Raw genomic sequence first — 16,551 nt, 5'->3', positions numbered from 1 at the left:
ACGCTCGCCGTAATAATTTGTTGAAAGAAAAAGATAAAAACCTCGAAGGAACAGATATTCGGGAAGGACTAACTGCAATTGTCAGTGTCCGAATTCCGGAAGAACTGCTTCAATTTGAGGGACAAACGAAAAGCAAGCTTGGTACTTCTGAAGCGCGATCTGCAGTAGATGCTTTAGTTTCTGAAAAACTTTCTTACTTCCTTTCTGAGAATCCGGATATTGCCGGAATGCTCGTGAAAAAGGCGATTCGTGCAAAAGAAGCCCGAGAAGCAGCTCGAAAAGCACGGGAAGATGCCCGCAGCGGCAAAAAGAAGAAGCGCAGAGATACGCTTCTAAGCGGTAAGCTTACACCGGCTCAATCGCGCAACCCGCAGAAAAATGAACTATATTTGGTGGAGGGTGATTCCGCCGGCGGTTCTGCGAAACAGGGACGTGACCGTAAGTTTCAGGCAGTTCTGCCTTTACGCGGTAAAGTTATTAACACGGAAAAAGCGAAGCTGCAGGATGTAATGAAAAACGAGGAAATATCTACGATTATCCACACAATTGGTGCTGGTGTCGGAGCAGACTTCACTTTAGATGATGTGCAATATGACAAAGTTGTCATCATGACAGATGCCGATACGGATGGAGCACATATTCAAATCTTGCTGCTTACGTTCTTTTACCGCTATATGAAGGAATTGATTGAAAAAGGCAAAGTATTTATTGCCCTGCCGCCACTGTATAAGGTTTCAAAAGGCAAGGGTAAAAAAGAAGTGATCCGTTATGCCTGGAGCGATGAGGAAATGCGCATCATCGTGCAGGAACTGAAGAACGGCTATACAATTCAGCGCTACAAAGGACTCGGTGAGATGAATGCCGATCAGCTTTGGGAGACAACGATGGATCCAGAGACGCGCACACTCATTCGTGTAACAATCGAGGATTTTGCACGCGCTGAGCGCCGCATTACGACGCTGATGGGTGACAAAGTAGAGCCGCGTCGTAAATGGATCGAAAGTAATGTCGCTTTCGGTATGGAAGAAGACGGAAATATCCTCGAAAACGACAAGCTGCACAACTAAGGGGGATTTCTTTTGGAAAAATATTTGGATCTGCCATTGGAGGAAGTCATCGGAGACCGATTCGGCAGATACAGTAAATATATTATTCAAGACCGCGCGCTGCCGGATGCCAGAGATGGCTTAAAGCCGGTACAGCGCCGGATTTTATATGCAATGTACGATGAGCGGAACACCCATGATAAACCGTTCCGGAAGTCTGCCAAAACCGTCGGTACGGTAATCGGTAACTTCCACCCACACGGTGACAGTTCGGTGTATGAAGCAATGGTGCGACTCAGTCAAACATGGAAAGTGCGCAATGTGCTAGTAGAAATGCATGGGAATAACGGCAGCGTCGACGGCGATCCGCCAGCCGCGATGCGTTATACCGAAGCAAGACTTTCCAGCATTGCTTCGGAATTGTTGCGCGATATCGATAAAAATACGGTCGAATTCGTTCCGAACTTTGATGATACAAACGCGGAGCCAACGGTACTTCCAGCGAAGTTCCCAAATCTGCTTGTGAATGGATCTACTGGTATATCAGCCGGATATGCGACAGAAATTCCGCCGCATCAGCTTGGTGAGGTTATTGATGCAGTTATTATGCGAATGGACAAGCCAACTGTCACTGTTGACGAATTGATGACAGTCATGAAGGGACCGGATTTCCCGACAGGGGGAATCATCCAAGGTGTCGAGGGTATCAAGAAGGCGTATGAGACAGGAAAAGGCAAGATCATTGTTCGCGGAAAAACCAGCATTGAAGACATCAAAGGCGGCAAGCAGCAAATCGTCATCGATGAGATTCCTTATGAAGTAAATAAAGCAAATCTTGTCAAACGGATGGATGAGCTGCGGCTGGACCGAAAAGTGGAAGGTGTCGCTGAAGTACGAGACGAAACTGACCGTACCGGTATGCGCATTGTCGTGGAACTGAAAAAAGATGCAGATGCACAAGGTATTTTGCATTATTTATATAAAAATACAGATCTGCAAATCTCCTATAATTTCAACATGGTAGCAATCAAAGATAAAACACCGCAGCTGCTTGGTTTAACAAAGCTGCTGGATGCGTATATTGAGCACCAGAAAGAAGTTGTAACAAGACAGTCGCAATACAATTTGCAAAAAGCGAAAGACCGCAAGCACATCGTCGAAGGTTTAATCAAAGCCATTTCGATACTCGACGAGCTTATTGCGACAATTCGTGCGTCTAAAGATAAAGCAGATGCCAAGCGTCGGATTGAAGAAGCTTACGGGTTTACCGAAGCACAGGCAGAAGCCATCGTGAACTTGCAGCTGTATCGTTTGACGAATACAGACATTACGGCGTTGCAGAAAGAATCAGATGAACTTGATGAACAGATTCAAAAGCTTGAAGATATCCTGAAAAATGAAAAGGTCTTGCACAAAGTCATCAAGCAGGATCTTCGCACGATTAAAAAGAACTTCCATACCGATCGTCGTACACAGATCGAAAATGAAATCGAAGAACTGAAAATCAACCTAGAAGTAATGGTTGCATCAGAGGATGTACTCGTAACGGTAACGCATGATGGTTATATTAAACGGACGAGCCTGCGTTCCTACCAAGCATCCAATGGCGAAGGATTGGCCATCAAAGAAGAAGACCATCTCGTTGGCTTACAGGAGATTAACACGACGGATAAACTGCTCGTGTTTACGAATAAAGGGAAGTTCAGTTATATGCCGGTGCATGAACTGCCTGACATTCGCTGGAAAGACCAAGGGCAGCATCTGGCTAATATCGTCAGCATGGATAAAGACGAAAAAGTAATTGCCAGCATACCTGTTCGTGATTTTAAAAACGGCGGCTATCTTGTTTTCTTCACAAAAAATGGCCTCGTAAAACGAAGCGAATTGCAGCTGTATGAAGCATCGCGTGCGAATAAGTCACTCACTGCCATCAATTTGAAAAATGATGATGAAGTATGCCATGTGGCATTAACAGATGGACAGAAACAGTTATTCATGGCCACGAATACGGGCTATGGATTATGGTTCACAGAAGAAGAAGTCAGTCCGATTGGTATTCGTGCTGCTGGTGTGAAAGGCATGCAGGTGAAAGAAGGCGAATTCATCGTAGGTGCTCAGACATTTGATCTGCGGCATGCACCAAGTATTGCAATTATTACACATCGAGGTGCAGCAAAACGGATGAAACTGAAAGAGTTTGAACCATCCGGCAGAGCAAAGCGTGGTGTTGTGATGCTTCGTGAATTAAAGAAAAGTCCGCATCGCATTGTTGGACTTTATGTAGTAGAGCAAGAAATGACGATTCATATTGAAACAAAAGATAAAGAAAATCATCTGCTGGAGCCGATGAAGCTGAATGCCAATGACCGTTACAGCAATGGATCTTACGTTTTAGATACAGATAAGCACGGAGAAGTGATTGACACATATCCGCAGGCGGTCTATGATATTGCTTTTCCGCAAGAGGAATAAGTAGACAAGAATATTATTATGTAAACTAGAGAGGCGTATTGCCTCTCCTTTTTTTATTTCCGGCACAGGATAAGCTCTTAAAGGATAGAATAATTGACAGTTAAACTAACTTGCATGGTATAGTTTTACGTATAATAATTTGTACGGAGGGGATACAAGATGGATAATAGAACATTTCGAGATGCAATGGGGAAATTTGCAACAGGTATCACAATTGTATCAACAGAAGTAGCTGAGGAAATGAAAGGCATGACAGTGAACGCCTTTATGTCCGTTTCATTGGATCCGCATTTGATTGCTGTGTCAATAGATGAAAAGGCTTCGTTATATGACGTTCTGCAGGAAAACGACACATTTGGAGTCAGTGTTCTCGCAGAAGAGCAAAAAGAAGTGAGCATGGTGTTCGCCAAACAGATGGCACAGGAAAAGCCGCTGCCGATTACGAAACTGAAAGATGTTCCTGTTGTGGATGGTGCGCTAGTTACACTTGCTTGCAAAGTTGTGGAAAAGGTAAAAGCTGGTGATCATGTCATTTTAATTGGCGAAGTTGAAGACTTAGTACAGCGTGACGGGGAGCCCGTCCTGTATTATGGAGGAAGCTACCGAGAGATCAAAGCGACATAAGGAAAGGAAGCAAAGCCTATGGAGCAGACAACAATTTTAGTTGTGGAAGATGAAAAGAAAATGGCACGTTTGCTGCAGCTGGAGCTCGAGCATGAAGGGTTCACAGTTGATGTGAAATATGATGGCTTGGATGCATTGGAAGCATTTTATGGAAACAGTTATCAACTTGTTCTGCTGGATGTGATGCTGCCATCGTTAAGCGGCATGGAGCTGCTGCGCCGCATTCGTAAGCACGATGCCCATGTACCAGTTATGCTGCTGACGGCAAGAGATGCTGTTCCTGATAAAGTGAGTGGTTTTGACCTTGGTGCGACAGATTATATGACAAAGCCATTCGAAATCGAAGAGCTGCTGGCACGTATTCGTGCACATCTTCGCCATACGAGCGCAGCTGCTGAACAAGATCCAGTATTACAAGTAGGCAATCTGACGTTAGACGAAAAGACGCGAACAGTAATGCGTGGTAAAAATGAATTGGAGCTTACGCCGCGTGAATATGATTTATTATTATTTCTGATGAAGCATGAAAAACAAGTTTTAACAAGAGATCAGCTGCTGGAACGTGTGTGGGGCTTTCAATACGCCGGAGATACAAATGTAGTGGACGTTTACATTCGCTATCTTCGGAAGAAAGTTGATGCCGATATGAATCGTAAGCTAATTAAGACCGTCAGAGGCGTGGGTTATACAATTAAGGATGAAGAAAAGTGAAGCTGCGCACAAGGATCCAATTATATATAATTGTGACCCTCGTTATTTTATTGCTGATCGTGAATGCATCTATTTATTTCTTGTTCCGGCAGGTGAGTTTACATAACAGCCTCGATCGTCTCCATGAGCAAGGGCGTGCACTAGCAGAAACAGCAGCTACGGTTGATTGGAAGGATACAGCGCGCACGAGTTTGTTTCAGGCCGATTTGCCGGCAGAGGGAATGGTTCGTTTTATCGGTCCGAATGGCCAGAGCGAGGGCGTCATTACCAGAGCCGAGAAATATCGAGAGCTTCCTTTTACATTTTCAAGTCAAGAAACAGATCATACATACTACCATGAGGGAAGCTGGTATGCCGAGGTAGAGATTCCAGTTATCCGCAATAATGATATTTATACGATGCAAGTCGCCGAAGAGCTGGTCAGCCTGGAGCAGACGCTTCAAGTACTTAAATACAGTTTGACACTCGCAGGACTGATTATCCTGATTCCATGTATTTTCGGCGGCAGATTGCTAGGGAGCTTTTTACTGCGGCCAATTCTTGCATTAACTTCGACAATGCAGGCTATCCGCAACAGCGGTAAATGGGAACGAATGAAAATCGACAATAGAAGGCATGACGAATTACAGGCACTAAGTGATACGTTCAATGAGATGGTAAACCAGCTGGAAGCGAACTTCTCCAAACAGCAGCAGTTCGTCTCGGATGCTTCTCATGAACTTAAAACGCCGATTAGCATTATCAAAAGTTACAGCAAGCTGCTTGATCGCTGGGGAGCCGATGATCCTGCCGTGCAGCAAGAAGCAGTACAAGCCATTCATAGCGAAACAGAACGTATGCAGGCACTGGTCGACCAGCTGCTCATTTTAGCAAAAGATGACCCAGCATTGCTAGACAAAGAAACTGTCAATCTTAGTGAGCTAGCTAAAACTTGCTCCCAAGCAATGGAGACAGCGCATCAGCGCGAAATTAAAGTGGAGGCAGAGCAAGCTGTCACGGTATTGGGTGATGCGAACATGCTGAAGCAAGTTATCTATATCTTGCTCAGTAACAGCATTAAATATAGTGATGATCACATTGAAGTTTCTGTTTCGTCAACACAAGATGAGGCGCTTCTTTCTGTGACAGATTATGGAGAAGGCTTAGATGAAAAGGAACAGCAGCTTATATTTGACCGCTTCTACCGAGTCGACAAAGCGCGTACCCGTTCCAAAGGCGGCAGTGGTCTTGGCCTTGCGATTGCCAAACAGCTAGTCGAGCTGCATGAGGGTCAAATCAAAGTCAACAGCACCCCAGACGTAGGTTCTGTTTTTACCATTATCCTCTCACGCTGACGTGTTGACTCTCATGAAATTCTAATAAATTACACAGCCTTTCTTTAATGAGAGAAGGATATACTAATTGTAGAATCCTATCTGGAGGCGATCAGAGTGAAGAAAAGATGGATAATTCCTGTCACAATTGCCGTGCTTGTTGTTGCTGTCTTTGGTCTTTATCGGATGCAAGCATCTGCTGGAGAACCGGAAATGACAATTGATCAAGCGCGTCAACAGGCAGAAAAACAATATAGTGCCACTGTTACTGAAATTGAATTAGACCGAAGCGGCAGTGAACCACGATATGAAATTGATTTGGAAAATGGAGAAACACGGTATGACCTGACTTTAAACGGTAATACCGGAGAGGTAATTAACTTGAAGGAAAGTAATATACAATCCACATTAATGCCAGAAGTTACGGAGAAAGGCGAAGATTCTGCTGATGACAAGCAGCAGGAAGATAGTTCAGAAACGGATACGAAACAGCCTGCTGACAAAAATACCACACCTCCACAAAAACAAGCATCACAAGCTGAAGTGAAGATTACAATGGATGAAGCAATCAAGATTGCTACTGACGAAGTAGGCGGCAGCGTTACAGAATCGGAGTTTGACGAAGAAGACGGACTGCCAGTTTATGAATTGGAACTCCAAACAGCTGATGACGAAGCAGATGTTGTTATCAATGCACAATCCGGAGAAATTATTACTATCACATACGATAGAGAAGATGATTGAAGCAGCTTGCCGCTGCTTCTTTTTTGTGTCCTCTTTTAGGAACTTTTGATAGATTGTATCGTATAGACATGAAGAATAAAATTAGGCGGTGTAGACGATGTTTGGGAAAAAGCCTGCGTGTTCGAATTGTGGTAATGAGATTAATGCTGGTGACCTTATCTATGTAAAAATGCAATATCCAAGGCGTAAGGGAATGACAGAAATAATTGCATTCTTAAAGAAAGAGGGCATCTTTATTTGTGAAAATTGCTTTAACAATCGTGAAGACCACCATTAAAGGTTTGCAAGTACATGGTAGCGCTAGTTTGCTGACTTGTATGCATTACTTCCTGGAAGTTTTTTGATATCATTCCAAGCTTCTATAGCATCCTGGCGGCTTTTCTCACGATTTTTCGGATCAGCAAAAAAGTCACGAATAAAGCGGTTGTACTCAAACTGGGGCGCAATATTTTTCTTATATAAGGGACTTTGCTTACGTGCATCCTCCTCATTCCACGCATCGACAACATCTTGATACGTTTTGCCAACATTGGTTTTAAAGTAATTCTGTATGTAAGTGGAAAAATGAAACTTAGGAATAACTGACTTAAAAAATGCGCGGACTTCTTGGCTGCAGCGGTGATTGTCCATAATAATTGTCTCAAGACTTAATGCCGCTTGAGGCGCCTGTTGCTTAACTTTTGTCGTCTTTCGGATTGGTTTTTTAATTTCTCCGGTTATAAGAAATACTTCAATTCTGTCGGCAATCTCCATCTTTGAACCGGAAGCACTAATAGCATGTTCTCTGCAGAAGTGCTGCAGTTCTTCTTTTAACCAGTAATAATCTCGAAACTCTTGAATAGTTATATCTTTCGTAAGTTCTGGCCTCATCTCAAACTATACCACCTTCATCAGTTTCTTTTCTTTATTTTAGAACATTTGTTCCCTTTCATCAATAGCAATCTAGAAATAATTTACATAAAAAAACTGATATAAACAGTTAGTAAAAGAAAGGAGCAGGATTGTGCGGATACTAAGCTCAATTGTTGTCTTGTATGGTATGATCTCCGGCATGCTTTTTTTTGGAGCAGCGTTTCTTTGTGTGGCTTGCGTTGGGAATCATAGGGCTGGCTGGGGTGTGGAGCTGAGGGAAGCCTCTTTCGGCTTATTTGCCAAGACGAGACGGTAAAGAAAAGTGAAGTACATGGCTGTTTTGCTTTTAGCTATGTTGTTGGCAGGCTGTGCCCCGGCTAAACCTACACTAGAAGAATGCCATCAAGTAATGACTGGCTATCTGGATACACAAGAAGATGAACAATATCTTCTTGTGTCTGAAGAAAAAACACAATACGTACTAAAGGATGCTGTCATACCGCCTGCAGTTGAAAATGGCGATGAGATTTCTGTGATATTTACTAGTGTTCTGGAGTCTTATCCGATGCAGCTTACAGTTTGTAAAGTGGAGGAGGGTTAAGCATATCATTTCCCTCGGCCCTGTATTGTATTGGATAATAGAAGGACACTATAGAAAAAAGAAGGGTTCTCTTATGAAACAAATACAATCAAGCGTGTTCACCTTTAGAGGATCGCATTACGACTTTGGCCTTATGCAAGGGGAACGTTTAAAAGATACACCTTTATACGCTTATCAGCAAAAGCAGAAACAGCGGAACCGCCGTCGTTACACCGTAGCTGCAGCGGACGCTTTTCGTATGTTCCGCAGCTACCACCCTGGCATTTATGAAGAGCTGACAGGATTGAGTGATGCGCTTGGCCTTTCCATTGAAGAGACATTGATGGATTACAGCGGTTTTCAGCAAGAATACCGAATCAATTCCGGCTGCTCCATTGTTACTGGAAATGATTTTCTTGCCCGTAATTACGATTATCATCCAAAAACGTATGAAGGCCGTTTCGTTTTGTTCCAGCCGGCAGATAAAGAGTACTTTGCTACAATCGGACCTTCTCAGCGGATTCTTGGCCGCATTGATGGGATGAACGAGAAAGGATTGACGATTGGATATAATTTTGTGCATCAGCGGTTTGCTGAGGAAGGCTTTATTTGCAACATGCTGGCACGGATCGTATTAGAAACATCTTCTACTACAGAAGAGGCGGCAGAAAAGCTGACAGAAATGCCGCATCGGCATTCGTTTAACTATGTTCTAAACGATGCAGCTGGAACGCGCCGCGTAATAGAGGGCAGTCCGCGTGGAACGGCTGTGAAAAAAGCGCATTATAGTACGAATCATTTTGATGTGCTGACGAAAGAAAACCGACATTATCTTGTCGATAGTGAACGTCGAATGGATATTATTCAAGAACAACATAAAGAAAATATGAATGCAAACGAAGGTTTCCATCTTTTGAATGACCCGGGCTATGATGTTTTTTCCGACAGCTATCGCAACTGGGCAGGCACGATTCATACGTCCGTTTACAAACCAAAGGAATTAAAGATGGCTTTTGCTATCGGTCATCAAGAGCCAACCGACATAGATTTTGCTAGCTGGCTAAAAGGAAACGACTTGTCAATCAGCCAATTCACAGGCGAATTGGAGACCGATGTTCGTATTCCGTATATGGGAGAATAAACAGAAAACCGCATTTACAATGGTAAGTGCGGTTTTCCTGTTTTATAATAAAATATATGAATGCGCATACATACAAGGAGGGGTCATCTATGCGGCGTACAGCAGAAACAAAGGACTTGTTCAGTCTGTCGGCATTGTATCAATTTTTCGAAGCAAAAAACGAAGCGCAGTTTAGCAGAAAAACACTTGATTTAGTCGAGAAAGCGGAAAATCATACAGCTTTTATTTGTTTTACGGGCCATTTTTCTGCTGGGAAAAGCTCCCTTATTAACGCGCTGCTCGGCAGCCAAGTACTGCCAGCCAGTCCAATCCCGACAAGCGCCAATATTGTAACAATCCAACAAGGGCCACCGCAAGTAGTTGCGTATGGATCGGATGAAGTAAAATATAACTTGCCGGCTCCTTACCGAAAGGAAACGCTTGATACGTATTGTCGGAATAAAGATATTCGCAAAATTGCTATACAAGATAATGAAACCGGACTTCCAGAGCAACTTGCATTGATGGACACTCCTGGCATAGATGCCAGTGATGATGCGGATCGGTTTATGACCGAATCGGCATTGCATCTGGTGGACAGTATGTTTTATGTAACGGATTATAATCATGTGCAATCAGAAGTGAATCTATTGTTTTTGCAAGAGCTTTCAGCACAGCAGCAGCCGTTTTATCTGATTATTAACCAAATAGATAAACATCGTGACGAAGAGCTGCCTTGGACAGATTTTCAGAATGGCGTGCAGACTGTATTCCAACAATGGCAGATTACGCCCGAAAACATCTTTTATACCACATTAAAAAATCCAGCCCATAAGTACAATCAGCTGATTGATGTAAAGCAAAAGATGCAGCAGCTGCTTACCGAGAAAGATCAGCTGCATAAAGCAGGTCTTGAGCGGGGCAGGCAGCGGCTAATTCAGGAATATCTGAATGAAGCAAAACAACAAGCAGACGAAGAAAAAGAAGCGCTGGAAGAACAGCTTCATGAATTAAATGATGATGCTACAAGTGAAGCTGCTAATTGGCGAAACAAACAGAAAGCAGCAGAGGAGAATGGACGGGAAACCATCCAGCAGACGCTTAAAAATGCGAATTTAATGCCTTTTGAAGTGCGCGAATCCGCAGAGAAATACCTAGAATCCACGTTCCCAGACTTTAAAATCGGACTTTTTAACAGTAAGCGAAAAACAGCAGAAGAAAGGGAGCGACGCCGTGCTGAGACAGAGGAGCATATCCAAAAACAAATCGAAAAGCAGCTGATCTGGCGTTTGCGTGACAAACTGATTGAATGGGCCACTCAGCATGATGTGTATACCGAATCGGTGCAAAAGCAGCTGCAGGATTTCAAAGCATACTTGCCAGCTGACCTGCTGGAGCAGCATATCCAGCAAGGTGCAAGTATGAACGGAACCTATACACTTGTTTACACAGCGGCTGTTCAGGACCATATTAAGCTAGCGTATAAAAAAGCTGCTTTGCAAGTAGTGGAAGCGGCTATCGCTACGACAGATAATGCTTTTGAACAAGCAGAACAGCTGGAAAAGCTGGATAAACAAAAAGCAGCAGAGAATGAACGTATCCAGCAAAAAATGAATGAGCTTCAGCTTGCTTTCGAAGAATTATCTGCGGCCATACATCGAACAGAGGACCGTATGGCAACAGAAACAATCGACCAGGCGCAGCAAGCAATAGCAAACAGATTTGAAGTAAAAAACAACACAGATCTTTTGTTTAATGAAGCAGCTGCTAAACCAGTTGAACTTGAGCACGAAAAGCAGATGCAGAAAGACTTGGGATTAAAGTTGCTACCCGAAGAAATGGCACTGCATCTTGAAATAGCTGCAGCTGCCCTCACGGAAGTGGAAGGTTTTCAATCTGCTATTGAAGATCTAAAGAATAGAAAAGAAAAATTGACACATCAGGATTATACACTCGTTTTATTTGGTGCTTTCAGCGCAGGAAAATCTTCATTTGCGAATGCATTGCTTGGGGAGAGTCTGCTGCCAGTATCGCCAAATCCAACAACAGCCTCCATTAATATGCTGAAACAGGCGACAAAGACGCATCCGCACCAAACCGTCATTGTCAAATGGAAATCACAAGATCACATCAAGGCAGACATTGAAAGTCTTAGCGGAAAACAGCTCGACATGGAAACGTTTTTGACAGAAAATCCATCTGATTTGGCGAAAGACAGAAGACATCAATCCTTTCTGCAAGCCGTCCAATCTGGTTACCATTTTGTCCAAACACAGCTAGGCTCTGAAGGGGAGCTCCCATTTGAACAGTTCAGCGAGCACGTCACAAAAGAATCATTAAGTTGTTTTATTGAACAAATTACAGTTTATTTGGACAATGCGTTTCTAAAGCAAGGCGTAACGCTAATTGACACACCTGGAGCTGACTCTGTTAATGCACGCCACACGGATGTTACATTCCAATTCATGAAGCACGCGGATGCTATATTGTTCGTTACGTATTACAATCATGCTTTCTCCAAAGCAGACGAACAAGTATTGCAGCAATTAGGAAAAGTGAAAGGTGCTCTGGAGAAGGACAATATGTTCTTTATTGTCAACGCCAGTGACTTAGCAAAGGATGAAGCGGAAAAAGACTATGTTACCAATTATGTCGCAGAAAATCTGGCAACCTACCAAATCCGTCAGCCGCGACTCTTTGCTTTAAGCAGTTTACTAGGCATACAGGAGAAACAATCAGCCCAACAGCTGGATTCTGGGCTAGGAAAACTTGAACAAGAGTTAAACAGCTTCATTCGTCATGAGCTGACGGATGTAATCATCGATAGTGCGGGCAAAGAACTGCAAAGACAATATAACCAACTGCGTGCTTTTGCGGATGCAATGGACTTGGATGAAGAATCCAAGCAAGAAAAAGTCCGTCAATACGAAGTGGAGCAGAAGAAAGTACTGGGCACAGCTAAAACGTATACACAGCCAATATTCAAACAAGCTATCAGCCAGCGCATTGAAAAGCAGCTACACTTTGTAAAAGAGAGACAGCTGCTGGAAGCAAATGATCTATTCAAGCAATGTTTCAATCCTTCTCGTATTAAAAACAGCGGTGCTTCAGGCAGAGAGGAAGTCGGCCGTCAAATTACGGAATTTTCCCATCAGATTCGATTGCAGCTGGAACAGGAGTATCGAGCAGTTACCATCCGCGTCGACAGGACTGTCCGGGAGCAGTTGGAGCGCTGGCGAATTGGAGCGGAACAAACGGTACAGGAATTCAATGAAGCGCTAACGGTTGCTGGTGCAGCCGAGAACAAGCTTCCTGAAACAACGCCGCCTGAAAAACAGCTCATGTTCCAGAAAACAGATATAGTACGATTGCAAAAGCTATACCGAGGAGCAAAGGCATTTTTCCAAGGAAACGAAAAAGAAAAGGTAAAAGAAGAACTATTAAAGCTGCTGGATGCAATGCTGACGGATATTCTGAAAGACTATACTGTTGCTATGGAACAACACTACAGCCAAATATGGCAAGCGGAAGAAAAGCGGCTGCAAAAGCAGGCTGGTGAGCAGCTAGCAGGGTATTATAGCGGCATGCTGAGAGCATTGACAGACACCTCTTCTAAACAAAAGCTTCAGCAAGCGCTTGCCATTTTTCGTTCGCTGCTGCATACAGAAGTTTGATAGCTAGCAAATAAGGTTACTGTATAACCAAAAGGCAATAGTCCAGGAGGTTAGCAGTTATGGAGCAAACAAAAAAGTTATTTTCGGATAAACCATCATCTTACTGGCGAAATTCCACGGATATGCCGTCATATCCTGCGCTTGAGAAAGATTTGGATACAGATGTATTGGTAATAGGTGCTGGGATTGCTGGTATTACAACAGCTTATGAACTGACAAAACGTGGCCGCAGTGTCGTTTTAATTGAAGGACGAGAGCTTATATCCGGAACTACTGGTTATACAACAAGTAAGCTGACAGCACAGCATGATATTATTTATCACGGCTTAATTGAGCGATATGGTGAGGAAACAGCTAAGCAATACTTTCAAGCCAATTTGCAAGCCATCAACTACGTAAAAGATACAGCAGCAGAGCATGGTATCGATTGTGAATTTGAAGAGCAAGACGCATATATTTATACGCAGCTGGATGAAGGTACAGAAACAATTGAGAAAGAAGTCGAGGCGTATCGCAAGCTGCAAATTGACGGTTATTTAACCGATAAACTGCCGCTTGATATACCGATTAAAGCAGCAGCTGTTATGCGTCAGCAAGCGCAATTTCATCCGGTAAAATACTTGGTCGGGCTTTTGAAAGAGATTGAGCTGCGCGGGGGAAGCATCTACGAACACAGCTTGGCTGTATCCTTTGATACCGAAGACCGTCCAGTTGTTCACACAGAAAGCGGCTATTCCATTACAGCGAATAACGTTGTAAGTGCTACACATTTTCCATTGGAGCTTGAGAATAAATACTTTTCCTCCAATATGAATCCAAAAAACTCATACGGCATTGCAATTAAGTCGAAAAAGCCTTATCCAAAAGGCATGTACATTAGTCTCGAGTCACCAAAACGATCCATTCGCAGCTTAAAAAAAGGTGAAGACCACTTTGTGCTGGTCGGCGGTGAATCGCATGTGACAGGTGATGGTACTTCGGTACTTGATCGCTATGAAAGAATCTATCAATTTGCCGACGAACAGTTCGGAGTAGAAGAGCTGTATGAGCATTGGTCAAGCCATGATCTTCTCACAACCGACCAGCTGCCATTTGTCGGGAAAGTGAGTGATGAAGCACCAGGTGTTTATACCGCCACCGGTTTCGNTTGATGGTACTTCGGTACTTGATCTCTATGAAAGAATCTATCAATTTGCCGACGAACAGTTCGGAGTAGAAGAGCTGTATGAGCATTGGTCAAGCCATGATCTTCTCACAACCGACCAGCTGCCATTTGTCGGGAAAGTGAGTGATGAAGCACCAGGTGTTTATACCGCCACCGGTTTCGGTAAATGGGGCTTATCCAACGGTGTAGCAGCTGCGACCTTGCTAGCGGACTTGATTGATGGGAAAGAAAATGTGTTTGCTGATCTATATAAGATCGGCCGTGACATGGAAGAAGCAGGAGCTGCTAGTTTTGGGGAAGATGACGTTGAACGAATCAGTAATGAAACGGTTGTCCAGCCGGATGATCTGCCCAACGGAAAAGGCGCTCTTTTGGAGAAAGACGGTCAAACAATGGCTTATTACAGAGATGAAGCAGGCGAGCTGCATGAAATGAATGCAGCCTGCACCCATAATGGCTGCCCCGTTGCTTGGAATGATGCGGATCATACTTGGGATTGCTCTTGTCACGGCTCACGATTTACAGCTGTCGGAGAAGTAGTAGAAGGTCCAGCCGTGCGGGACTTGGATAGAGAATAAGACAAGATGAAGAGACTGCTAGGTTTTCCTGGCAGTCTTTTTTGCTGTGTCTATTTGCTGAAACTTAATGATGAACATTTCGTAAATAAGTGAACAAATATCAATTAATAAAACATGTTATTAACTTACAAATTATGGTTTGTGCATGATATGATTTACTTGAACCAGGCGAAGGGAAGGAGGTTTCGAATTAAATGAACAGAAGTAACAAGAAAGGTCGCGTAAGTTTAACAAAGAAATGGACAATTGGCTTCTTTATTATGCAGACAATATTTATCATTATTGATGACACATTTCTGGAACCGAACCTAAACCTAATGGGTAATTTTGCACAAAAAGTAGTAAACACACAGCTGTTTACGGAATATATCACTTTGTATGAGAACCCTTATTTCAAGATTATTAGTTTCCTGGCAGTGCTTCACATTGTATTTACCTTGATTAAAGACATCGTTGTTCGTATTATTCCCAACAGAAACTAGCCCACCAAGCGCTTTTGAATAATCATAATGATTCCACTTTTTTAGTATGAAACCTCAAATGCAGTTAGGAGGTGACGCATATGATTTTCCGCTCCAAAGTGGATGCTTTTTTTGTGAATTTCATTTTAATAATATTGGCTATTATTGCTTTATCATGTTTTTGGCCACTCGTTTTTATGGAGGGAGTCAATTGGGTAGTAGTTCTAATTTTAATCTCGTCATTTTTCCTTATGGTGGGCCTTATTGTATGGCCAGCTTTCTCTGCTAAATATGTTTTTTGTGAGAATGAATTAATAGTAAAAGGCGGACCATTCAGAAGTCGTATTCCCTACAAGGAAATAACAAGAGTTGATCCGACGAAAGATATATTTACAGGTTATCGAGTATTGTCATCAAGAGATGCATTGGAAATATGCTACAAAACAGGTATATCTGGAAGTGTGAAAATAGCTCCAGAACTAAAAAGAGAATTTATCAGTGAGTTAAAAAAACGATGTCCGCACGTGCGTATTAGTGAATAAACAAAACGAAAGTGACGATGGGGGTAGCTATGCAAACTTTTATTTATATGGTGAGACACGGGGATTCACCAAAGAATAGAAATGAAAGAACAAGAGGGTTAACAGAGAACGGTTACTTAGATGCGCAAAGAGTCACGGCAATATTAGCAGATGAAGGAATAGATGTTGTTGCATCAAGTCCATATATACGTTCTATTTTAACTGTTCAAGCGTTAGCACAACAAATTAACAAAGAAGTTCTTGTGTATGAAGATTTAAAGGAAAGAAGTTTCTCCTCTGAAGAGAATCGAGTTGCAGATGATGAATTAATTCCTTTACTGGAAAAGTCATTTATGGATTCTAATTACACTTTAAAGGGAGGAGAATCTAACGCTGATTGTCAGAAGAGAGCGATAAGTGTCTTGTTAGAACTGTTAGATAATTATCAGGGTAAGAAAGTCGTAATAGGTACCCACGGAGCTGTAATGACATTGTTGATGGGCTATTTCGACAGTAACTATGGATTAGAGTTTTTACATAGCACGTCAAAACCGGATATTTATAAGATGGAATTTATGGGAAAAGAATTCGTAAATGTGCAGAGGATGTGGGATATAGAAGCTGATAACTAATTGACAATAGCTGAACAAATAATCCTGTGTATAAAGATTTTCATAGTTTAGATTTTAC

15 protein-coding genes are annotated in these 16,551 nt (G+C 42.7%); 14 read left to right on the top strand and 1 reads right to left on the bottom strand.

Going from position 1 to position 16,551, the window contains the following annotated elements:
* The 6 genes from B1K52_RS14155 to B1K52_RS14130 all read left to right on the top strand — a co-directional run.
* On the top strand, positions 1 to 1,067 hold a 1,067-nt coding region (locus B1K52_RS14155; RefSeq protein ID WP_256855925.1), incomplete at its 5' end, for a toprim domain-containing protein.
* A 12-nt stretch (positions 1,068 to 1,079) separates the two neighbouring features.
* Positions 1,080 to 3,518 (top strand): DNA topoisomerase IV subunit A, encoded by a 2,439-nt coding sequence (gene parC, locus B1K52_RS14150; RefSeq protein WP_077309321.1) that lies wholly within the window; start codon positions 1,080 to 1,082, stop codon positions 3,516 to 3,518.
* Positions 3,519 to 3,677: 159 nt separating this feature from the next.
* Positions 3,678 to 4,142, top strand: a complete 465-nt coding sequence (locus B1K52_RS14145) for a flavin reductase family protein (RefSeq protein WP_077309319.1) — start codon at positions 3,678 to 3,680, stop codon at positions 4,140 to 4,142.
* An 18-nt stretch (positions 4,143 to 4,160) separates the two neighbouring features.
* Positions 4,161 to 4,853, top strand: a complete 693-nt coding sequence (locus B1K52_RS14140) for a response regulator transcription factor (RefSeq protein ID WP_077309317.1) — start codon at positions 4,161 to 4,163, stop codon at positions 4,851 to 4,853.
* On the top strand, positions 4,850 to 6,187 hold the full coding sequence (locus B1K52_RS14135; protein WP_077309315.1) for a sensor histidine kinase: 1,338 nt from the start codon (positions 4,850 to 4,852) through the stop codon (positions 6,185 to 6,187). Before B1K52_RS14140 ends, B1K52_RS14135 begins: the two co-directional genes overlap by 4 nt.
* Positions 6,188 to 6,283: 96 nt before the next feature.
* Complete coding sequence (locus tag B1K52_RS14130; RefSeq protein WP_077309313.1) at positions 6,284 to 6,910, top strand: PepSY domain-containing protein; 627 nt, start codon at positions 6,284 to 6,286, stop codon at positions 6,908 to 6,910.
* Between the two features lie 300 nt (positions 6,911 to 7,210).
* Here B1K52_RS14130 and B1K52_RS14120 read toward each other — a convergent pair whose 3' ends face one another.
* Positions 7,211 to 7,780 (bottom strand): DUF6434 domain-containing protein, encoded by a 570-nt coding sequence (locus B1K52_RS14120; protein WP_077309309.1) that lies wholly within the window; start codon positions 7,778 to 7,780, stop codon positions 7,211 to 7,213.
* Between the two features lie 313 nt (positions 7,781 to 8,093).
* Here B1K52_RS14120 and B1K52_RS14115 point away from each other — a divergent pair, with 313 nt between their 5' ends.
* The 8 genes from B1K52_RS14115 (at position 8,094) to B1K52_RS14080 (ending at position 16,493) form a co-directional block, all read left to right on the top strand.
* Complete coding sequence (locus B1K52_RS14115) at positions 8,094 to 8,363, top strand: hypothetical protein (RefSeq protein WP_077309307.1); 270 nt, start codon at positions 8,094 to 8,096, stop codon at positions 8,361 to 8,363.
* A gap of 73 nt (positions 8,364 to 8,436) precedes the next feature.
* Complete coding sequence (locus B1K52_RS14110; RefSeq protein WP_077309305.1) at positions 8,437 to 9,483, top strand: C45 family autoproteolytic acyltransferase/hydrolase; 1,047 nt, start codon at positions 8,437 to 8,439, stop codon at positions 9,481 to 9,483.
* Between the two features lie 89 nt (positions 9,484 to 9,572).
* Positions 9,573 to 13,136, top strand: a complete 3,564-nt coding sequence (locus B1K52_RS14105; protein WP_179106563.1) for a dynamin family protein — start codon at positions 9,573 to 9,575, stop codon at positions 13,134 to 13,136.
* A 59-nt stretch (positions 13,137 to 13,195) separates the two neighbouring features.
* A complete protein-coding gene (locus B1K52_RS14100; protein WP_077309301.1) occupies positions 13,196 to 14,287 on the top strand; it encodes an NAD(P)/FAD-dependent oxidoreductase in 1,092 nt (363 codons plus the stop codon).
* The gene (locus B1K52_RS14095; RefSeq protein WP_077309299.1) at positions 14,247 to 14,879 is read left to right on the top strand and encodes an FAD-dependent oxidoreductase; all 633 of its coding nucleotides are present in this window, start codon (positions 14,247 to 14,249) and stop codon (positions 14,877 to 14,879) included. The genes B1K52_RS14100 and B1K52_RS14095 overlap by 41 nt, the downstream gene beginning before the upstream one ends.
* A gap of 194 nt (positions 14,880 to 15,073) precedes the next feature.
* On the top strand, positions 15,074 to 15,361 hold the full coding sequence (locus B1K52_RS14090) for a YfzA family protein (RefSeq protein WP_077309297.1): 288 nt from the start codon (positions 15,074 to 15,076) through the stop codon (positions 15,359 to 15,361).
* A gap of 80 nt (positions 15,362 to 15,441) precedes the next feature.
* Positions 15,442 to 15,882, top strand: a complete 441-nt coding sequence (locus B1K52_RS14085) for a PH domain-containing protein (RefSeq protein WP_077309295.1) — start codon at positions 15,442 to 15,444, stop codon at positions 15,880 to 15,882.
* A 29-nt stretch (positions 15,883 to 15,911) separates the two neighbouring features.
* Positions 15,912 to 16,493, top strand: a complete 582-nt coding sequence (locus tag B1K52_RS14080) for a histidine phosphatase family protein (RefSeq protein WP_077309293.1) — start codon at positions 15,912 to 15,914, stop codon at positions 16,491 to 16,493.
* Positions 16,494 to 16,551: the final 58 nt, after the last annotated feature.

This window comes from Terribacillus halophilus (assembly GCF_900162685.1).
Lineage (GTDB): Bacteria > Bacillota > Bacilli > Bacillales > Amphibacillaceae > Terribacillus > Terribacillus halophilus_A.
This window is presented reverse-complemented; position numbering and strand designations above follow the sequence as displayed.

Excerpts from the sequence above, each read along its gene's own strand:
- B1K52_RS14145 (WP_077309319.1), top strand. The coding sequence starts at position 3,678 with ATGGATAATAGAACATTTCGAGATGCAATGGGGAAATTTGCAACAGGT.
- B1K52_RS14140 (WP_077309317.1), top strand. The coding sequence starts at position 4,161 with ATGGAGCAGACAACAATTTTAGTTGTGGAAGATGAAAAGAAAATGGCA.
- B1K52_RS14120 (WP_077309309.1), bottom strand. The coding sequence starts at position 7,780 with ATGAGGCCAGAACTTACGAAAGATATAACTATTCAAGAGTTTCGAGAT.
- B1K52_RS14115 (WP_077309307.1), top strand. The coding sequence starts at position 8,094 with ATGGCTGTTTTGCTTTTAGCTATGTTGTTGGCAGGCTGTGCCCCGGCT.
- B1K52_RS14110 (WP_077309305.1), top strand. The coding sequence starts at position 8,437 with ATGAAACAAATACAATCAAGCGTGTTCACCTTTAGAGGATCGCATTAC.
- B1K52_RS14105 (WP_179106563.1), top strand. The coding sequence starts at position 9,573 with ATGCGGCGTACAGCAGAAACAAAGGACTTGTTCAGTCTGTCGGCATTG.
- B1K52_RS14090 (WP_077309297.1), top strand. The coding sequence starts at position 15,074 with ATGAACAGAAGTAACAAGAAAGGTCGCGTAAGTTTAACAAAGAAATGG.
- B1K52_RS14085 (WP_077309295.1), top strand. The coding sequence starts at position 15,442 with ATGATTTTCCGCTCCAAAGTGGATGCTTTTTTTGTGAATTTCATTTTA.
- B1K52_RS14080 (WP_077309293.1), top strand. The coding sequence starts at position 15,912 with ATGCAAACTTTTATTTATATGGTGAGACACGGGGATTCACCAAAGAAT.